This window comes from Streptomyces sp. NPDC051567, assembly GCF_044454165.1.
GTDB lineage: Bacteria > Actinomycetota > Actinomycetes > Streptomycetales > Streptomycetaceae > Streptomyces.
Genome location: NZ_JBITDK010000008.1, coordinates 27,966 through 43,999, shown reverse-complemented (window position 1 = coordinate 43,999; position 16,034 = coordinate 27,966). Strand labels below are relative to the sequence as shown.

Sequence of the window (16,034 nt, the reverse complement as noted above, 5' to 3'; positions counted from 1 at the left end):
GACCGGCGCTGTCCTTTTTGCCCTCATACGTACCCGCTCTTCCCGATTGCCCCGGCCATCGAGGCGGCAGTCGGGCCATCACCTTGTTCAGGGGATCAGTACCGATCCTACAAAGCCGATTACGCGTATTCACCCGCGATCAGTTCCGCGATCTGGGCGGCGTTCAGGGCGGCGCCCTTGCGCAGGTTGTCGGCGCAGACGAAGAACTCCAGCGAGAACGGGTCGTCGAGCGAGGCCCGGACCCGCCCCACCCAGGCCGGGTCCGTCCCGGCCGCGTCCGCCGGGGTCGGGAACTCCCCCGCCTGCGGGTCGTCCACGAGCACCACGCCGGGGGCGGCCTCCAGGACCTCCCGGACGTGCGCCACGTCCACCACGGCCTCGAACCGGGCCCGTACCGTCAGCGAGTGCCCGGTCACCACCGGCACCTGGACGCAGGTCACCGCCACCGGGAGCCGCTCCAGGCCCAGTATCCGGCGGGTCTCGGCCCGCACGGCCAGCTCGTGCGAGGACCAGCCGTCCGCGCGCAGTTCGCCGGACCACGGCACGACGTTGAGGGCGAGCGGGGCCGCGAAGGGGCCGGTGTCCTCGCCCACGGCACGGCGTACGTCCCCGGGCTGTTCGCCCAGGGAGGTTCCGGCGACCACGGAGAGCTGGCGGCGCAGGGCCTCGGAACCGGCCCGTCCGGCGGCGCCGGCCGCCTGGTACGAGGAGACGGCCAGCTCGGTCAGCCCGTACGCGCGGTGCAGGGCGCCCACGGCGGCGATCATCGCGGCGGTCACGCAGTCCGGCCCGGCCACGATCCCGCGCGGCCGGTCCCGTACGGCATCGGCGTTGACCTCGGGGACCACCAGCGGCACACCGGGGTCCTCCCGGAAGGCGGCCGACCGGTCCACCACGACGGCGCCGCGCGCGGTGACGAGGGGCGCCCAGTGGGCCGAGACCTCGGCCGGGGTCAGGAAGATGGCCACGTCGCCCTCGCCGAGGCCGTCGAAGGCGTCCTCGGTGAGGGCGAGCACCTCGGTCTCCCGCGCGCGGACGGCCAGCACCCGGCCGGCCGAGCGCGCGGAGGCGATCAGGCGGATGGCGCCCCAGACGTCCGCCCGCTGGGACAGGATCTGGAGCAGGACCGAACCGACTGCCCCGGTCGCCCCGACCACGGCGAGCGCCGGGCCGGAGGACCGGTGCGCGGTCATCGTCCGGTGCCTCCGTAGACGACGGCCTCGTCGCTGTCGGAGTCGAGACCGAAGGCCGTGTGCACGGCGCGGACGGCCTCGTTGACGTCGTCCTGGCGGGTGACGACCGAGATGCGGATCTCGGAGGTCGAGATCAGTTCGATGTTGACCCCGGCGTCGGAGAGCGCCTGGAAGAAGGCGGCGGTGACGCCCGGGTTGGTCTTCATCCCCGCGCCGACCAGGGAGATCTTGCCGATCTGGTCGTCGTAGCGCAGGGACTCGAAGCCGATCTTGCCCTTCGCCTTCTCCAGGGCGTCGATGGCCTTGTGGCCCTCGGCCTTGGGGAGCGTGAAGGAGATGTCGGTGAGGCCCGTGGAGGCCGCCGAGACGTTCTGCACGATCATGTCGATGTTGATCTCGGCGTCCGCGATGGCGCGGAAGATCGCCGCGGCCTCACCCGGCTTGTCCGGGACACCGACGACCGTGATCTTGGCTTCGGAGACGTCGTGAGCGACTCCGGAGATGATGGCGTGCTCCACCTGCTCGTCCCCTTGCGGATTCTCGTTGCTGACCCAGGTGCCCGGCAGTCCCGAGAAGGACGAGCGGACGTGGATCGGGATGTTGTATCGGCGCGCGTACTCGACGCAGCGGTGCAGCAGCACCTTGGAACCGGAGGCGGCGAGCTCCAGCATGTCCTCGGAGGAGATCCAGTCGATCTTCCGGGCCTTCTTCACCACGCGCGGGTCGGCGGTGAAGACGCCGTCCACGTCGGTGTAGATCTCGCACACCTCGGCGTCCAGCGCCGCGGCGAGCGCGACGGCGGTGGTGTCCGAGCCGCCGCGGCCGAGGGTGGTGATGTCCTTGGAGTCCGCGGACACGCCCTGGAAACCGGCGACGATGGCGATGTTGCCCTCGTCCAGCGCGGTGCGGATACGGCCCGGCGTGACATCGATGATGCGCGCTTTGTTGTGGACCGAGTCGGTGATCACACCCGCCTGGCTGCCGGTGAACGACTGGGCCTCGTGGCCCAGGTTTTTGATCGCCATGGCCAGCAGGGCCATGGCGATCCGCTCTCCGGCGGTCAGCAGCATGTCGAATTCGCGTCCGGCAGGCATCGGGGACACCTGCTCGGCGAGATCGATCAGCTCGTCCGTCGTGTCGCCCATCGCGGAGACCACGACGACCACTTGGTGGCCGTTCTTCTTGGCATCCACGATCCGCTTGGCGACGCGCTTGATGCCTTCGGCATCGGCTACGGAGGAGCCTCCGTACTTCTGCACGACAAGGCCCACGTGCGCTCCTCGCTCAGTCCGTCTGAATTTGCTGGTGCAGTCTAACGAGCGGCCGCGATCCGACTGCTTCGTACCACATCATGAGACGAAATGATCAGCGCAGAAGTTCCCGCGCGGAGTGCCGGACGGCCCCGCGCGGACCGGTCCTCACCCGCGGCCCAGACCGCCCAGCTCCTCGGCCATCACCCGGCCGGCCTGCTCGGCGAGCTCGTCCTCGGTCAGGTCCTCGTCGGTGTCCAGCCCGTCCAGGGCCGCCAGCGGCTGGTCCAGTCGGACGTGGGCCACCAGTGACTGGAGGGCGCGCAGGGTCGCCGAGGCCGTCGGGCCCCAGTTGGTGAAGTACGAGAACTGCCACCACCACAGCGCCTCGGTGGTCCGGCCCGCCCGGTAGTGGGCCAGGCCGTGCCGCAGGTCGGCGACCACGTCGGCCACGTCGTCGGAGATCCGGTGCGCGACCGGGGCCTTGCGCGGCTCGTACGGGTCGAAGACCTCGGAGTAGACGTCGACCGGTTCCAGCATCAGGGCGAACCTCTCGCGCAGGTCGTCCACGTCCGGCTCCGGGCCGAGGTCGGGCTCGTAGCGCTCGTCGGGCAGGACGTCCTGGTAGGCGCCCAGCCTGCCGCCCGCGAGCAGCAGCTGGGAGACCTCCAGGAGGAGGAACGGCACCGCGCTGTCCGGGTCCTCGCCCTTGGCCACCTCGGTGACCGCGACGACGAAGGACTCGATCTGGTCCGCGATCTGGACGGCGAAGTCGTCCGGGTCCTGGTCCACGGCGTGCAGCGTTGCGTCAGACATCGAGTAGTCGCCTTCCTTCAAAGGCCCGCCCGAGCGTGACCTCGTCCGCGTACTCCAGATCTCCCCCGACGGGGAGCCCGCTGGCCAGGCGAGTGACCTTCAGGCCCATGGGCTTGATCATGCGGGCGAGGTAGGTGGCGGTCGCCTCGCCCTCCAGGTTCGGGTCGGTGGCGAGGATCAGCTCGGTCACCTCGCCGTCCGCGAGCCGTGTCAGCAGTTCGCGGATGCGCAGGTCGTCCGGGCCGACGCCCTCGATCGGGCTGATCGCGCCGCCGAGGACGTGGTACCTGCCCCGGAACTCCCGCGTCCGCTCGACCGCGACGACGTCCTTCGGCTCTTCGACCACACAGATGACCGTCAGATCACGGCGCGGGTCGCGGCAGATGCCGCACCGCTCCTCCTGGGCCACGTTCCCGCAGACCGCGCAGAACCGGACCTTGTCCTTGACCTCCAGCAGCGCGTGCGCGAGACGGCGGACGTCGGTGGGTTCGGCCTGGAGGATGTGGAAGGCGATCCGCTGCGCGCTCTTGGGCCCGACGCCGGGCAGTCTGCCCAGTTCGTCGATGAGGTCCTGGACCACGCCTTCGTACAACGGACTGCCTGCTTTCTGTGGGCGGAACTGCGGGTCGGGCCACGGGCCGGGACGCGGACCGGGACGCCGGTGCGTCTGCGGATGCGGACGCTTCCTGCGGCGGCGTCCTGCGGTGGCGTCCGCGCCCGCGTCGGTGCGGGCGGCCGGGGGCTAGAAGGGGAGGCCGGGGATGCCGCTGGAGCCGCCCAGGCCCTGGGCGAGGGGGCCCAGTTTCTGCTGCTGGAGCGCCTGGGCGTTGTCGTTGGCCGCCTGGACCGCCGCGACCACCAGGTCGGCGAGGGTCTCGGTGTCCTGCGGGTCCACCGCCTCCGGGTCGATCACCAGCGCGCGCAGCTCGCCGGAACCGGTCACGGTCGCCGTGACCAGACCGCCGCCCGCCTGGCCCCGGACCTCGGCCCGCGCCAGCTCTTCCTGGGCCGCGGCGAGGTCCTGCTGCATCTTCTGGGCCTGCTGGAGCAGCTGCTGCATGTTGGGCTGGCCACCACCGGAAATCACAGGAAACTCACTCCATCCCTCGGAACGCTTGGTCAATCCGAGCCTACGTGCTCCCCGCGCACCGCGCCCTACGCCGTGAGGACCAACTCTTTCGAGTGAGAGCCGGGGCATACGCCTACCTGATGGAGACCTCCCTGTACACGGGAATCCCGGGATTCGTCGCCCATCGCGGGTCATTCGAAGGTAGGAAGAGCGTGCGCACCATTGCGCACCACGCACCACGCACGAATCGCGCACACGCGCACCACCACACGTTCAGTGCAGGCAGAGGGAGTGCCGGGTGAGCCAGCCGGACATGCAGCCCGAGGGGCCACCCCGGGAGCCGCGGGATTCCCGCGATCCCCGGGAGGAGGGCGGCGGGGCGACGGCGGCGGGCGATCTGACCGGACGGCCGTTCCCCCTCGGGGACTGGGGCGAACCCGCCGAGCGGCTCGACGAGCTCTACCGGCGGGTCGAGGCCGACGCGCTGCGCACCGCCGCGTGGTACCTCTCCGACCGGGCGTGGAAGCGCCGGGGCGCGCGGGTCCTGCGGGCGGGGGCGGCGCTGGGCGCCGTCACGGGCGCCGCGATGCCGCTGGTGGAGCTGACGGGGTCGGTGCACGGCGCGGCGCTCTACGGGTACCTCGCGCTGCTGCTGGGGGCCGCGGCCCTGGCCTGCGACCGGTTCTTCGGGCTGACGTCCGGGTGGATGCGGGACGTGGCGACGGCGCAGGCGGTCCAGCGGAGACTGCAGACGCTCCAGTTCGACTGGGCCTCGGAGAACGTCCGGGAGGTGCTCGGGCCGACGGAGGGCACCGCCAGCGAGGCCGCCGAGCGGTGTCTGACCGTCCTGCGGCGCTTCTCCGAGGACATCACGGAGCTGGTGCGCGCGGAGACGGCGGACTGGATGGTGGAGTTCCGGGCCGGGCCCGTCCCGCTGCTGACGCAGTCCCCCACCACGAGCCCGGTGCGCGGCCCGGAGCCGGGCGGCCTGCCGGCCCGCTTCCCGCTGCCGCCGGGCACCCGGCCGAACATGCCCCGCCAGCGCCCGCCGGAACAGCCGCGCTGAACCCGGCGGCCGTCGTGGCGGCCGGGTCAGCGGCCGGGGCGGGACGGCACAGGCCGTACGGGCGGGGCGAGTGGTACGGGCGGGGCGGGCGGTACGGGCGCCCGGCCGGGCCCGCTCAGCTGAAGATGATCATCGAGCCCTGGCCGAGGCAGCGGGTCGCCGCCGCGTGCAGGCCGAGCCAGACGTGGCGTTCCCGGGCGAAGGGGCTCTCGTCGTACGGGATCGGTCCCGCCGGCTCCTCCGGTGACGTCGGCCGGCCGGGCGGCGCCGGGGCCGCGGGCGGGTTGCCCGGGTCGATGCCGATCGCGGGGGCCACGAAGACCAGTTCCCGCAGCAGCCCCTGCGCGGAACCGAGCGGTCCGCCCCCGGCCAGCAGCTCCTCGTTGGCCAGCGGGGCCGCGAAGTCCACCGGGACGTACGCCCCCGCGTGGTCGTAGTGCCAGACCAGGTGCGACTGCTGGGCCGTGGGCTCGAACATCTCCAGCAACTGCTCGTAGTCCCCGCCGAGTTCGTCCACCGGGGTCACCGGCAGCCCGCAGACCTGGAGCAGGTACGCCCGCCGCAGGAAGTGCAGGGCGTCGTAGTCGAAACCGGCGACCGGGGCGACGTCCCCGCTCAGGCCCGGCATGTAGGAGAAGACGGGCACGGACGGCAGTCCGGCCTCGCCCAGCGCCTTGTCGTACGAGGCGATCTCTTCCGCGAAGGGGTTGTCGGGGCTGTGGCACAGCACGTCGACAAGGGGTACCAGCCACAGGTCGCAGGCCACGTGGGCTCCGATCAGTCGTTGCCGCCGATCGGGCCAGCGTAGTGCGCCGGACACGCTCCGCGAAGAGGCCCTCGGCGACCGGTCCCCCCGGGCGCCGCGGGCACGGACGGGGCCCGGCGCCGCGACCGGGACGGACGGGGAGGCGCGGGCCGGGGACCGGGCGGGCGGTGACCGGGGCGTGACCAGGCGGTTCGGCGGGCCCTGCCCACGGGGCGGCCCTCAGAGCCGGGCGGACCAGTCCAGCACGTGCTGGTTGTAGCCCTGCACGATCCGCCGCACCTCGGCGGCGTCCGCCAGGGTCACCGCGTCCACCAGGGCGCTGTGCCCGTCCCACAGCGCCGCCCGCAGTGCGGGGTCGCGCTGGAGGTGGGGGACGGCGAAGACCCAGCACTGCACCCGGATGCGGTGCAGGAAGTCGGAGATGTAGGTGTTGCCGACCAGTCGGCTCAGCTCCCGCCAGAAGCGCAGGTCGTAGCCGATGAGCACTTCGAGCGAACCGCTGCGCGCGGCCCGCCGGGCCTCCTCGGCCCGGCGGCGTATCGACACCAGCATCTCCCCGGAGCCGGGGAGGGTGCCGCCCTCGGTGAGCCGGCGGAAGATCCCGTCCACGATCAGCGTGCGGGCCTCGACCATGCCCCGGAACTCGTCCACGGTGTAGGACCGGACGCGAAAGCCCCGGTGCTGGACCAGTTCGAGCAGCCCCTGCGCCGAGAGGTCCACCAGGGCCTCGCGGACCGGGGTCGCGGAGACCTCGTACTGTTCGGCGATCTGCTTGACGGTGAACTCGGTCCCCGGGGGCATGCGCCCCGCCAGCACCTCGTCGCGCAGCGCGTCCGCTATCTGCTGCCGGAGGGTGTTGCGGGTGACAGCGCCGCTGCCTGGCATAGGGGTCCGTCTCCTCTGTAGAACTCCGGACACCTTAGGCCAGGCGGCGAGGCCGAAATCGGGCGGTTGGTGGCCGGTATGCGGATTTACCGCTCGTTATCCGGACGCGGACCGGCCGTCTCCGTACGGGTACATCCGGCCGGAGTCGGCGGCCCGGCCGACGGACCGCCGCCGGGCCGCCGACCGGGGAATCCGGCCGTCCGCCGCTATCCGGCCGTCGTGTGGCGGTCGGCGACGGTCAGTGCCTCGTCCAGCAGGGCCAGGCCCTCCTTGGCCTCCGCCTCGGTGACCGTGCAGGGCGGCACGACGTGCGTCCGGTTCATGTTGACGAACGGCCACAGACCGGAGGACTTGCAGGCCGCCGCGAATTCGGCCATCGGCGCGTTGTCGGCGCCGGAGGCGTTGTAGGGGACGAGCGGCTCGCGCGTCCCCTTGTCCCGGACGAGTTCCAGCGCCCAGAACGTGCCCAGGCCCCGGACCTCCCCGACGGACGGGTGCCGTTCGGCGATCTCCGCGAGCCCCGGGCCGATCACCCGCTCCCCGATGCGGGCGGCGTTCTCGACGATGCCCTCCCGCGCCATGGCGTCGATCGTGGCGACGGCGGCGGCGCAGGCCAGGGGGTGGCCGGAGTAGGTCAGTCCGCCCGGGTAGGGGCGGGTGGCGAAGGTCTCCGCGACGGCGGCCGAGATGGCGACACCGCCGAGCGGGACGTAACCGCTGTTCACGCCCTTGGCGAAGGTGATCAGGTCGGGGGTGACGCCCCAGTGGTCGGCGGCGAACCACTTCCCGGTGCGGCCGAAGCCCGACATGACCTCGTCGAGGACGAAGACGATGCCGTACCGGTCGCACAGCTCGCGCACGCCCGCGAGGTAGCCCGGCGGCGGGGTCATGATCCCGGCGGTGCCCGGCACGGACTCCAGGATGATCGCCGCGATGGTCTGCGGCCCCTCGAAGGCGATGGTGTCGGCGAGGTGGGTGAGGGCGCGCGCGCACTCCTCGGCCTCGGTGGTGGCGTGGAAGGCGGAGCGGTAGAGGTACGGGCCCCAGAAGTGCACGACCCCGGCCGCGGCCGTGTCGGAGGGCCAGCGGCGCGGGTCGCCGGTCAGGTTGATCGCGGCGGCGGTGGCCCCGTGGTACGAGCGGTAGGCGGAGAGCACCTTGGACCGGCCGGTGTGCAGCCGGGCCATGCGGACGGCGTTCTCGACGGCCTCGGCACCGCCGTTGGTGAAGAAGATCTTGTCCAGGTCGCCGGGGGTCCGCTCGGCGATGAGGCGGGCCGCCTCGGAGCGGACGTCGACGGCGAAACCGGGGGCGAGGGTGCAGAGCCTGGCGGCCTGCTCCTGGACGGCCGCGACGACCTTGGGGTGCTGGTGGCCGATGTTGGTGTTCACGAGCTGGGAGGAGAAGTCGAGGTAGCGCCTGCCCTCGTAGTCCCAGAAGTACGAGCCCTCGGCCCCGGCGACGGCGAGCGGGTCGATCAGGGCCTGGGCGGACCAGGAGTGGAAGACGTGGGCCCGGTCCGCGGCCTTGACGGCCGCGCCCGCGACCGGGTCGGCGTACGAGGCCGCGGGCGGGACGGTGGCGGACGGGACGGCGGCGGGCGGGACGGAAGGGGCCACGGTTACGGGAGGGACCACGGTCACGGGAGGGGTGGCCGGAGGAACGACGAGAGGAGCGATGGGAGGAGCGGTGGGAGGGATCATGCCGTCACGCTAGAAGTGCGCAGGTGGGAAGCGGTATCGGCGGACTGTACGCGAGTGGGGGGCGGGTCTCGGCAATCTGTCTCGCGCCGGCGGCCGTGCGGTGCTCCCGGCCCCGGCGGCCTCCCGTCGAGGCCGGGAGCACCGTACGGTCCCGGACACCGGAACCGTTCCCGCCGCCATGTCCGACGACAGGACCTAGGGTTCCCCTCGTGCGCGTATTGCTGGTGGAAGACGATGAGCCCGTGGCCGAGTCGCTGCGGCGCGGGCTGCTGCGCTACGGGTTCGGCGTGGAGTGGGTGACCACGGGCGGCGCGGCGCTGGCCGTCACCGCGCCGTACGACCTGGTGCTGCTGGACCTCGGGCTGCCGGACACCGACGGGCTGGACGTGTGCCGGGCGCTGCGCAGGCGCGGCGACGTGCCGATCATCGTCATCAGTGCCCGCAGCGACGAGACGGACCGGGTCGTCGGCCTGGAGATCGGGGCGGACGACTACGTCTCCAAGCCGTTCGGGGTCCGCGAGGTGATAGCCCGGATCAGGGCGGTGATGCGCCGCGTCCAGCCCAAGGAGCAGCGGGCCGCGAGCGGGCCGGACCTGTACGGGGAGCGGCTGGCCGTGGACCGGAAGGCGGCCCGGGTGCGGGTGGACGGGGTGGAGGTGGCCCTCACCCCCAAGGAGTACGACCTGCTGGCGTTCCTGACCGAGGAGCCGGGCGCGCTGATGTCGCGCGAGCAGATCATGGAAGCGGTCTGGGACGCCAACTGGTTCGGGCCGACGAAGACGCTCGACGTGCACGTGGCGGCGCTGCGGCGCAAGCTCGCCGGTGCGGTGGTGATCGAGGCGGTGCGCGGCGTCGGCTTCCGTCTGGTGGTCGGCGGGGACACGCCGTGATCCGACGGCTGATCGTCAGTTACGTCCTGCTGGTCGGCGTGGCCCTGGCGGCGTTCACCGTGCCGGTGGCGTTCACGCTGACCGCGCAGTTGCGCGGGGACACCGAGGAGTCGGTGCGCCGGGAGGCGACCACCATGGCGCTGCTGCTCGGCGTCGGCGACGCACCCGCCCGGCAGGCGCTGGCCCGGATGGCGGGGGCGTACGCGGACGAGACCCCCGGGGCGGTGGAGGTGGTGGCCGCGGGCGGGGCGGCCGTGCCCCCGCTGCCGCGGCCCGCGCGGCCGGGCGACGCCGCGTTCACCAGGGCCCTGCGGGACGGGCGGTCCACGGCCGACTGGGGTTCCCGTTTCGTCTGGGGGCCGGAGCTGGTGGTGACCGTGCCCGCGTACGCGCAGGCCGACAAGGAACGGATCGTCGGCGCGGTGCGGATCAGGTACGCGACCACCGACCTCACCGACCGGCTCTGGCGGATCTGGGGATTCCGCGCCGTTCTCGCCGTCGGCGTGCTGGCGGTCGCCGCCGGGCTCGGCGCGATCGTGGCCCGGCTGCTGACCAAGCCGCTGCTCCAGCTCAACGACATGGCCAGCCGGTTCAGCGACGGCGACCTGACCGCCCGCTCCCCCGTCACCGGCCCGCAGGAGACGCAGACCCTGGCCCGGACGCTCAACCAGGGCGCCGAGCGGCTCGACACGCTGGTCGCCTCGCAGCGGATCTTCGTCGCGGACGCCTCGCACCAGTTGCGCACCCCGCTGACGGCGCTGCGGCTCTCCCTGGACAACATCGCGGACGGGGTGGACGACGAGTCCGTGCGCGAGGACGTGGAGCAGGCCACCGCCGAGGTGGTCCGGATGAGCCGGCTGGTCAGCGGCCTGCTGGTGCTGGCGCGGGCGGAGGCCAAGGTCTCCGCGCCCGAGCCGCTCGCCCTGCGCGAACTGGTCGAGGAGCGGCTGAGCGTCTGGCGGCCGGCCGCCGACGAGCGGGGGGTGACCATCGTCCTCGACTGCGACGTGGACGACCCGCTGCGCGTCCTGGCCGGCCCCGGCAATCTCGACCAGGTGCTGGACAACGTCCTGTCCAACGCCCTGGAGGTCTCCCCGGACCGGGGCGCGATCACGGTCCGGCTGGAGGCGGCCTCGGCGGACGAATCGGTGCTGGAGGTGTTCGACCAGGGGCCGGGCATGTCCGCCGCCGAGCAGTCCCGCGCGTTCGACCGGTTCTGGCGCGGCCAGGGCCTCACCGGCCGGTCCGGGTCGGGCCTCGGGCTCTCCATCGTCAAGCAGCTGGTGACGGACGACGGCGGCACCGTGGCCCTGCGCCGCGCGCCCGGCGGCGGGCTGGGCGTACGGATCGGTCTGCGGGCCGCCACCGGCCCGCGGACCGACACGCGGGTGGGACCGTGGATCAGCCCGCGGCCGGGAGCACCGAGGAGTGGTGGTTGACGATCAGCCACTTGCCGCCGCGCTTCTCGTACGAGTAGGAGTAACGGGCCTCGAGCGGCTTGGTCACGCCGGTGATCGGGTCGGTGAGGTAGAAGCGGTACAGGCCCGCGTCGATCGCCGAGTCGCTGTCCAGGATGTTGATGACCGTGCGGATCTTCTCGCCGCGCGGCTTCTTCAGGAGGAAGTGCTGGAAGTAGTCGACGATCTCGGCCTCGTTGGTACGGATCTGCGGCGAGGCGGTGGGGAGCAGCACCGCGTCGTGGGCGTACCGGTCGGCGACCCTCTCGGCGTCACCGGTCTGGAGGGCGCTGTTCCACTGGTCGAAGAGGCCGGCGATCTCCCGCTCGACCTTGACGCGCTTGTCGTGCTTGCTGCGCTGGTCGCGCTGGTCGCCCGCCTGGGCGACGCCGACGCCGACGGTGACGGTGCCGACGACCGCGACGGTGACGGCGGTCGCGACGGTGGCCAGGGTGGATATCTTTCGCTGACGCCTCATCAGAACTCCTGTTTCAGTTGGGTGTTCGAATGCTCCTCACTCTCGCGTCCGCCGGGTTAACGCCCGTACAGCGCACGCCCAGCGCACGGACAAGGACTTGTGAAAATCCACGCGGGCGCGCGCCGGAGCGCTCGACCGGTGTGCGGGGGCCGGGGTGAGGCCGGGGGGCGGGACGGGTCCGGGGGCCGGGGGGCGCGCGCCGGTCCGCCGGACGGGCGTGGCATATGCGGTGGGGATGGTACACACGTAGGGGATGTCCACCCGATACCCGGGATGAGTACGGTGTGTTCCGCCCGGAACCCGCCGTGCGCGGGACCCGCCGCCCGCGTACGCCGGGCCCGCACGCCCGGGCCCGGCGCGCAAGACCCGGTGGCGGGCCACCCTCGGGTCGGCAACCGGACGCGCGGGCGAAACCGTCCTCCCGGGCGGAGTCCGCCGCACTATTCTCAGGCCGTTCTACAGCCCCAGGGGGAGGGACAACCCGGCCATGGAACCACTGCATCCGCGGGACCCGCACCGCATCGGCCCGTACCGCCTCCTGTCCCGTCTCGGCTCCGGCTCCGGCTCCGGCTCCACGGGTCAGGCGTACCTCGCCCGCTCCGACCGGGGCCGCACCGTCGCCGTGAAACTGGTCCGCCGGAGCCTCGCCGCCCGCGAGGAGTTCCGTGCCCGCTTAGGCCGGGACATCGCCGCCGCCCGCCGCGTCGGCGGCGAATGGACCGTCCCGTTCCTCGACGCCGACACCGAGGCCGAGGCCCTCTGGCTCGCCACCGGGTACGTCGCCGGGCCCAGCGTCCACGAGGTCGTGGCCCACGGGTTCGGCCCGCTGCCCGGCCGTTCCGTACGGGTCCTCGCCGCAGGTCTCGCGTACGCGCTCCAGGACCTCCACGGCGCGGGCCTCGTCCACCACGGCCTGAAGTCCTCGAACGTCCTGCTCACCCTCCACGGCCCCCGCGTCCTCGACTTCGGCATCGCCCGTGCGCTGGCGGACCCCGCCGGGGACCGCCCGGAGCGGGCGGGCGGAGCCGGAGCACCCGGCCGGGACGGGGAGGGCGGCGCCACCGGTACGTCCCGAACAGACGTGCCCCGAACAGACATGTCCCGGCTCGACGCGTCCAGGCTCGACGTGTCCCGAACAGACATGTCCCGGCCCGGTGGACGCACGCATCCGGAACGTGGCGGCGCGCCGACCGGACCCGGCCGGGCCGGCATGTCCGGCGCCCCGGACCGCACCGGCACGCCGACCGGCGCGAGCGGCTTCATCGCCCCCGAACAGGTCCGCGGTGAGGCGGTGACCGGCGCCTGCGACGTCTTCCGGCTCGGCGTCGTCCTGTCCTACGCGGTCACCGGGCGGCTGCCCTTCGGCGACCCGGGGCAGCCGGGAGGCAGCGCGGCGCTCCTGCGCCGCGTCACCGAAGCGGAACCGTCGCTGGACGACGTACCGGCCGACCTGCGCGCACTCGTCCGGGACTGCCTGCGCAAGGAACCCGCCACGCGGCCCGGACCCGACGAGATCCTGGCCCGGGTCGGCGCGAACACGGCCAGGGCCACGGGGACGGGAGCGGGTCCGGTGGCGGGGCGCGCGGGCGGCGGAGGAGGTCCGGGGGGCGGCGAGGGCCCGGCCGCGGGCGCCGCAGACGCCGGGAGGGCTGTGGAACCGTGGCTTCCGATGCTGCTGGTGGCCCAGATCGGGCGGCACACCGTACAGCTGCTGGACCGTGAGGACGCCGGTCCGGACCGCGTCCCGGCTCCGGGCCGGAGCGGAAACGGAAACGGAAACGGAAGTCGGACCGGAGACAGGGGCGAGGGCGGGGGCGGAATCCGGAGCCGTGGGGGGATCGGTGGGGGGAGTGGGAGCGGTGGCGGGAGTGGGGACCGGCTTCCGGGCACGGCCCGGGGCGCGTCCGTACCGGCGCACTCCCCCTACCCGGAGTACGCGCCCCTGGAGGAGGAACCTCCGCAGCGGGCCCGCACCGCGTCCACGGCCTTCCTCCTCGTGGTGGCCGTGGTCGTCGCCATCGCGGCGGGCGGCTCGGTGTACGCGGTGATGAGCGGGAAGGGCCACCCCCTCCCCCCGGGCAAGAGCCCCCGCACCCCCAACACCGCACCGGCCACGACCACGGGCAGCGACGACCGAGGCGACGCGGGAAGGACCAGGTCCACCACGGGTCCGGGGGCGGGGAACGGGTCCGGCACCGGGAAACGGGGCAAGGACACTCCGGGGGCGGGAGACGGCCCGGAGGCGGGTGTGAGTTCCGGTACCGGTACCGGGGCCCGGAACGGAACGGGGAACCAGACCGGAAACGGAACCGGAACCGGAGGTGAAAGCGGAACCGCCGGAAGGCTGCCCCAGGCGTACGTCGGCACCTGGCGGGCCACCGCGGGCGCCCAGGTCTGGCAGCTCGTCCTCACCCCGGGCGCGGTCGGGGACCAGGTGATGTCCCTGAGCGTCCACGACCCCGGCTTCGCCTGCACCTGGAAGGCCCCGCTCCACACCGCTGCCGAACCGGTCGAACTCGGCGCCTCGACCGTGACCTCCACCATCACCTCCGGCACCCCGCACGCCTGCGCTCCGGGCGCCCGGAGCCTGCTGCGCCTGCTCCCCGACGGCACGCTCCAGCGCGAACTGACGGGCGCCTCCCACCCCTCGCTCAGCTACCACAGGCAGTGACTCGCACTCAATTGTGTCGAAGTCAATAAGCCTGCAAGCAGAGCTTGTTACGTACAACACCGTCATCGGACACTGCCGCACATGGAGCCGTTGAACGTAGTGGCACAACTGTGGGAACGGATCGAGGCACGCGACTGGGACGGAGTGGCCGGGCTCGTCGCCGAGGACGCGGTCATCGAATGGCCGGTCAGCAGCGAACGCATCGTGGGGCGCGCCAACTTCATCGCCGTGCTCCGTGACGACGGTGACGCGGACGAGAGTTCCGTGGAGGTCCTCCGGATTCTCGGGGACGGGGACCTCGTCGTCACCGAGGTGGAAATACCACAGGACCACGTCGTCTACCGGGCCGTATCCCTCTGGACGGTCAGGGACGGGGAGATCGTCGGCGCCCGGGAGTACTGGACCAGCCCCGGCCAGGACCCGGCGCCGCGCTGGCGCGCGGGGTACGTCGAGCCCATGGTGGCGGACTGAGCTGTGGTGATGGCCGTCTGACGGTCGACCGGGCGGTCGGGCGGCCTGACGGCGCCGGGGTGCGGGGCCGGGCTCGGGCGCCGTGGGGTACGGGCGTCGCGGGGTGCGGGGCGGGGCCCGGGGGTGGGGCTCCGGGGCGGTGGTCAGGACCGTTCGCGTAGCTCCCTGGTTCCCTCTGTCATACCTGAGAGCCACCTCTGAACCCGGCTCTCCAGCGGGACGCCGACGACGGCGCCCCCTTCCTAACTTCGTCACGGAGAAGACCGCATCCCTCTGGACGAAGGAAGACACCATGGCCGTCGGCCGCCGCCTGCTCCGCACTCTGCTGGCCGGACTCGCCGTCGTCGCGGTCGCGTTCCCCCTGTCCGGCACCGCCTCCGCCGGTGTCCCCGCCCCCACGCCCACGGTGCTCGCCGGGGACGCCACCCTCCACGACCGGTACGCCACCGCCCTCACGGATCTCGCCGCCGCGGACCGCGCGGCACAGGACGCCGGACGCACCGGCCGGGCCGCGGCGCTCCAGGCCATGGGGGCGGGCGGGACGGCCAGGCTCCTCGCCTTCGACGGCCGGGGAAGGGGCCGGGCCGTCGAGGTGTTCGGCGATCTGGAGAGCGCCGGCCGGGTCGCCGTACTGATACCCGGTTCGGACACGACGCTGGACACCTACCAGAGGTTCCGGGCCGGAGCGGTCGCCCTGTACCAGCGCCTCCGCGCCGGGGACCCGCACACCGCCGTGGTCGCCTGGCTCGGGTACGACACCCCCGGCACGGTCAGCGGGACCGTTCTGACCACCGGCCGCGCGGACGAGGCCGCGGCCGTACTGGCTCCCTTCCTCGACGGGTTGCGGGAGACCACCGGACCCGGTGCCCGGTTCTCCCTCCTCTGTCACTCCTACGGTTCGGTGGTCTGCGCGCGGACCGTGACCGGCCCCCAGGTCACCGACATGGCCTTGTTCGGCAGTCCGGGCACGGGTGCCGCCACCGCCCGTGACCTGCCGACCGGGGCCCGGGTCTGGGCCGGGCGGGGCAGCGGCGACTGGATCGGGCGGGTCCCCCACCTCCGCTTCGCCGGAGTCGGGTTCGCGACCGACCCCGTGGACCCCGCCTTCGGAGCGCGCGTCTTCGCCGCCGGCGCCGCCGGGCACAGCGACTACCTCGTGCCCGGCGGCGAGTCGCTCGACAGCCTGGCCTCGATCGTCCTCGGCACCGCCCGCACCACGGAGGCCGGCCATGCGTGAGCACCGTTCCCCTCCCGGTCCTGGCTTCCGGTCCCGGCTTCCGGCCGGAGGCCGGGACCGGGAGGGTGTCCCGTGCCTAGGC

15 protein-coding genes are annotated in these 16,034 nt (G+C 73.1%); 6 read left to right on the top strand and 9 right to left on the bottom strand.

Annotated elements, in window-relative coordinates; translation table 11 throughout:
• Window positions 1-119: 119 nt before the first annotated feature.
• The 5 genes from ACIA5F_RS11840 to ACIA5F_RS11820 all read right to left on the bottom strand — a co-directional run bounded on the left by ACIA5F_RS11840 (window position 120) and on the right by ACIA5F_RS11820 (window position 4,346).
• Window positions 120-1,193: an aspartate-semialdehyde dehydrogenase gene (locus ACIA5F_RS11840; RefSeq protein WP_399351852.1), complete on the bottom strand. Its 1,074-nt coding sequence runs from the start codon at window positions 1,191-1,193 to the stop codon at window positions 120-122.
• Window positions 1,190-2,464 (bottom strand): aspartate kinase, encoded by a 1,275-nt coding sequence (locus ACIA5F_RS11835; protein ID WP_399351850.1) that lies wholly within the window; start codon window positions 2,462-2,464, stop codon window positions 1,190-1,192. The genes ACIA5F_RS11840 and ACIA5F_RS11835 overlap by 4 nt, the downstream gene beginning before the upstream one ends.
• Before the next feature lie 147 nt (window positions 2,465-2,611).
• Window positions 2,612-3,259, bottom strand: coding sequence for a DUF5063 domain-containing protein (locus tag ACIA5F_RS11830; RefSeq protein WP_399351848.1), 648 nt, complete (start codon window positions 3,257-3,259; stop codon window positions 2,612-2,614).
• Window positions 3,252-3,851: a recombination mediator RecR gene (recR, locus tag ACIA5F_RS11825; protein ID WP_399351846.1), complete on the bottom strand. Its 600-nt coding sequence runs from the start codon at window positions 3,849-3,851 to the stop codon at window positions 3,252-3,254. Before recR ends, ACIA5F_RS11830 begins: the two co-directional genes overlap by 8 nt.
• Window positions 3,852-4,001: 150 nt before the next feature.
• On the bottom strand, window positions 4,002-4,346 hold the full coding sequence (locus ACIA5F_RS11820) for a YbaB/EbfC family nucleoid-associated protein (protein WP_399351845.1): 345 nt from the start codon (window positions 4,344-4,346) through the stop codon (window positions 4,002-4,004).
• A 280-nt stretch (window positions 4,347-4,626) separates the two neighbouring features.
• On the opposite strand from ACIA5F_RS11820, the gene ACIA5F_RS11815 reads away from it, so the two are divergent.
• On the top strand, window positions 4,627-5,394 hold the full coding sequence (locus tag ACIA5F_RS11815; RefSeq protein ID WP_399351842.1) for an SLATT domain-containing protein: 768 nt from the start codon (window positions 4,627-4,629) through the stop codon (window positions 5,392-5,394).
• A 115-nt stretch (window positions 5,395-5,509) separates the two neighbouring features.
• Here the strand turns inward: ACIA5F_RS11815 and ACIA5F_RS11810 are convergent, their stop codons facing one another.
• From ACIA5F_RS11810 to ACIA5F_RS11800, 3 genes are all read right to left on the bottom strand, one after another.
• Window positions 5,510-6,160, bottom strand: coding sequence for a hypothetical protein (locus ACIA5F_RS11810; RefSeq protein ID WP_399351840.1), 651 nt, complete (start codon window positions 6,158-6,160; stop codon window positions 5,510-5,512).
• Window positions 6,161-6,379: 219 nt separating this feature from the next.
• Complete coding sequence (locus ACIA5F_RS11805) at window positions 6,380-7,045, bottom strand: GntR family transcriptional regulator (RefSeq protein ID WP_399351838.1); 666 nt, start codon at window positions 7,043-7,045, stop codon at window positions 6,380-6,382.
• A 206-nt stretch (window positions 7,046-7,251) separates the two neighbouring features.
• Window positions 7,252-8,664 carry an aspartate aminotransferase family protein gene (locus tag ACIA5F_RS11800; protein WP_399351836.1) on the bottom strand — a complete coding sequence of 471 codons (1,413 nt, stop codon included), beginning with the start codon at window positions 8,662-8,664 and terminating at the stop codon, window positions 7,252-7,254.
• A 293-nt stretch (window positions 8,665-8,957) separates the two neighbouring features.
• Between ACIA5F_RS11800 and ACIA5F_RS11795 the strand changes: the two genes are divergently transcribed.
• A complete protein-coding gene (locus ACIA5F_RS11795; protein WP_399351834.1) occupies window positions 8,958-9,638 on the top strand; it encodes a response regulator transcription factor in 681 nt (226 codons plus the stop codon).
• A complete protein-coding gene (locus ACIA5F_RS11790; RefSeq protein WP_399351832.1) occupies window positions 9,635-11,077 on the top strand; it encodes a sensor histidine kinase in 1,443 nt (480 codons plus the stop codon). The genes ACIA5F_RS11795 and ACIA5F_RS11790 overlap by 4 nt, the downstream gene beginning before the upstream one ends.
• On the opposite strand, the gene ACIA5F_RS11785 is transcribed toward ACIA5F_RS11790, so the two are convergent.
• Window positions 11,040-11,573, bottom strand: a complete 534-nt coding sequence (locus ACIA5F_RS11785; RefSeq protein ID WP_399351830.1) for an SgcJ/EcaC family oxidoreductase — start codon at window positions 11,571-11,573, stop codon at window positions 11,040-11,042. The two genes, ACIA5F_RS11790 and ACIA5F_RS11785, sit on opposite strands and share 38 nt — an antisense overlap.
• 487 nt (window positions 11,574-12,060) lie before the next feature.
• Here ACIA5F_RS11785 and ACIA5F_RS11780 point away from each other — a divergent pair, with 487 nt between their 5' ends.
• The 3 genes from ACIA5F_RS11780 to ACIA5F_RS11770 all read left to right on the top strand — a co-directional run bounded on the left by ACIA5F_RS11780 (window position 12,061) and on the right by ACIA5F_RS11770 (window position 15,952).
• Complete coding sequence (locus ACIA5F_RS11780; RefSeq protein WP_399351828.1) at window positions 12,061-14,244, top strand: protein kinase; 2,184 nt, start codon at window positions 12,061-12,063, stop codon at window positions 14,242-14,244.
• A gap of 81 nt (window positions 14,245-14,325) precedes the next feature.
• On the top strand, window positions 14,326-14,715 hold the full coding sequence (locus ACIA5F_RS11775) for a nuclear transport factor 2 family protein (protein WP_399351826.1): 390 nt from the start codon (window positions 14,326-14,328) through the stop codon (window positions 14,713-14,715).
• Window positions 14,716-15,007: 292 nt separating this feature from the next.
• Window positions 15,008-15,952, top strand: a complete 945-nt coding sequence (locus tag ACIA5F_RS11770; RefSeq protein WP_399351824.1) for an alpha/beta hydrolase — start codon at window positions 15,008-15,010, stop codon at window positions 15,950-15,952.
• Window positions 15,953-16,034 lie beyond the last annotated feature (82 nt).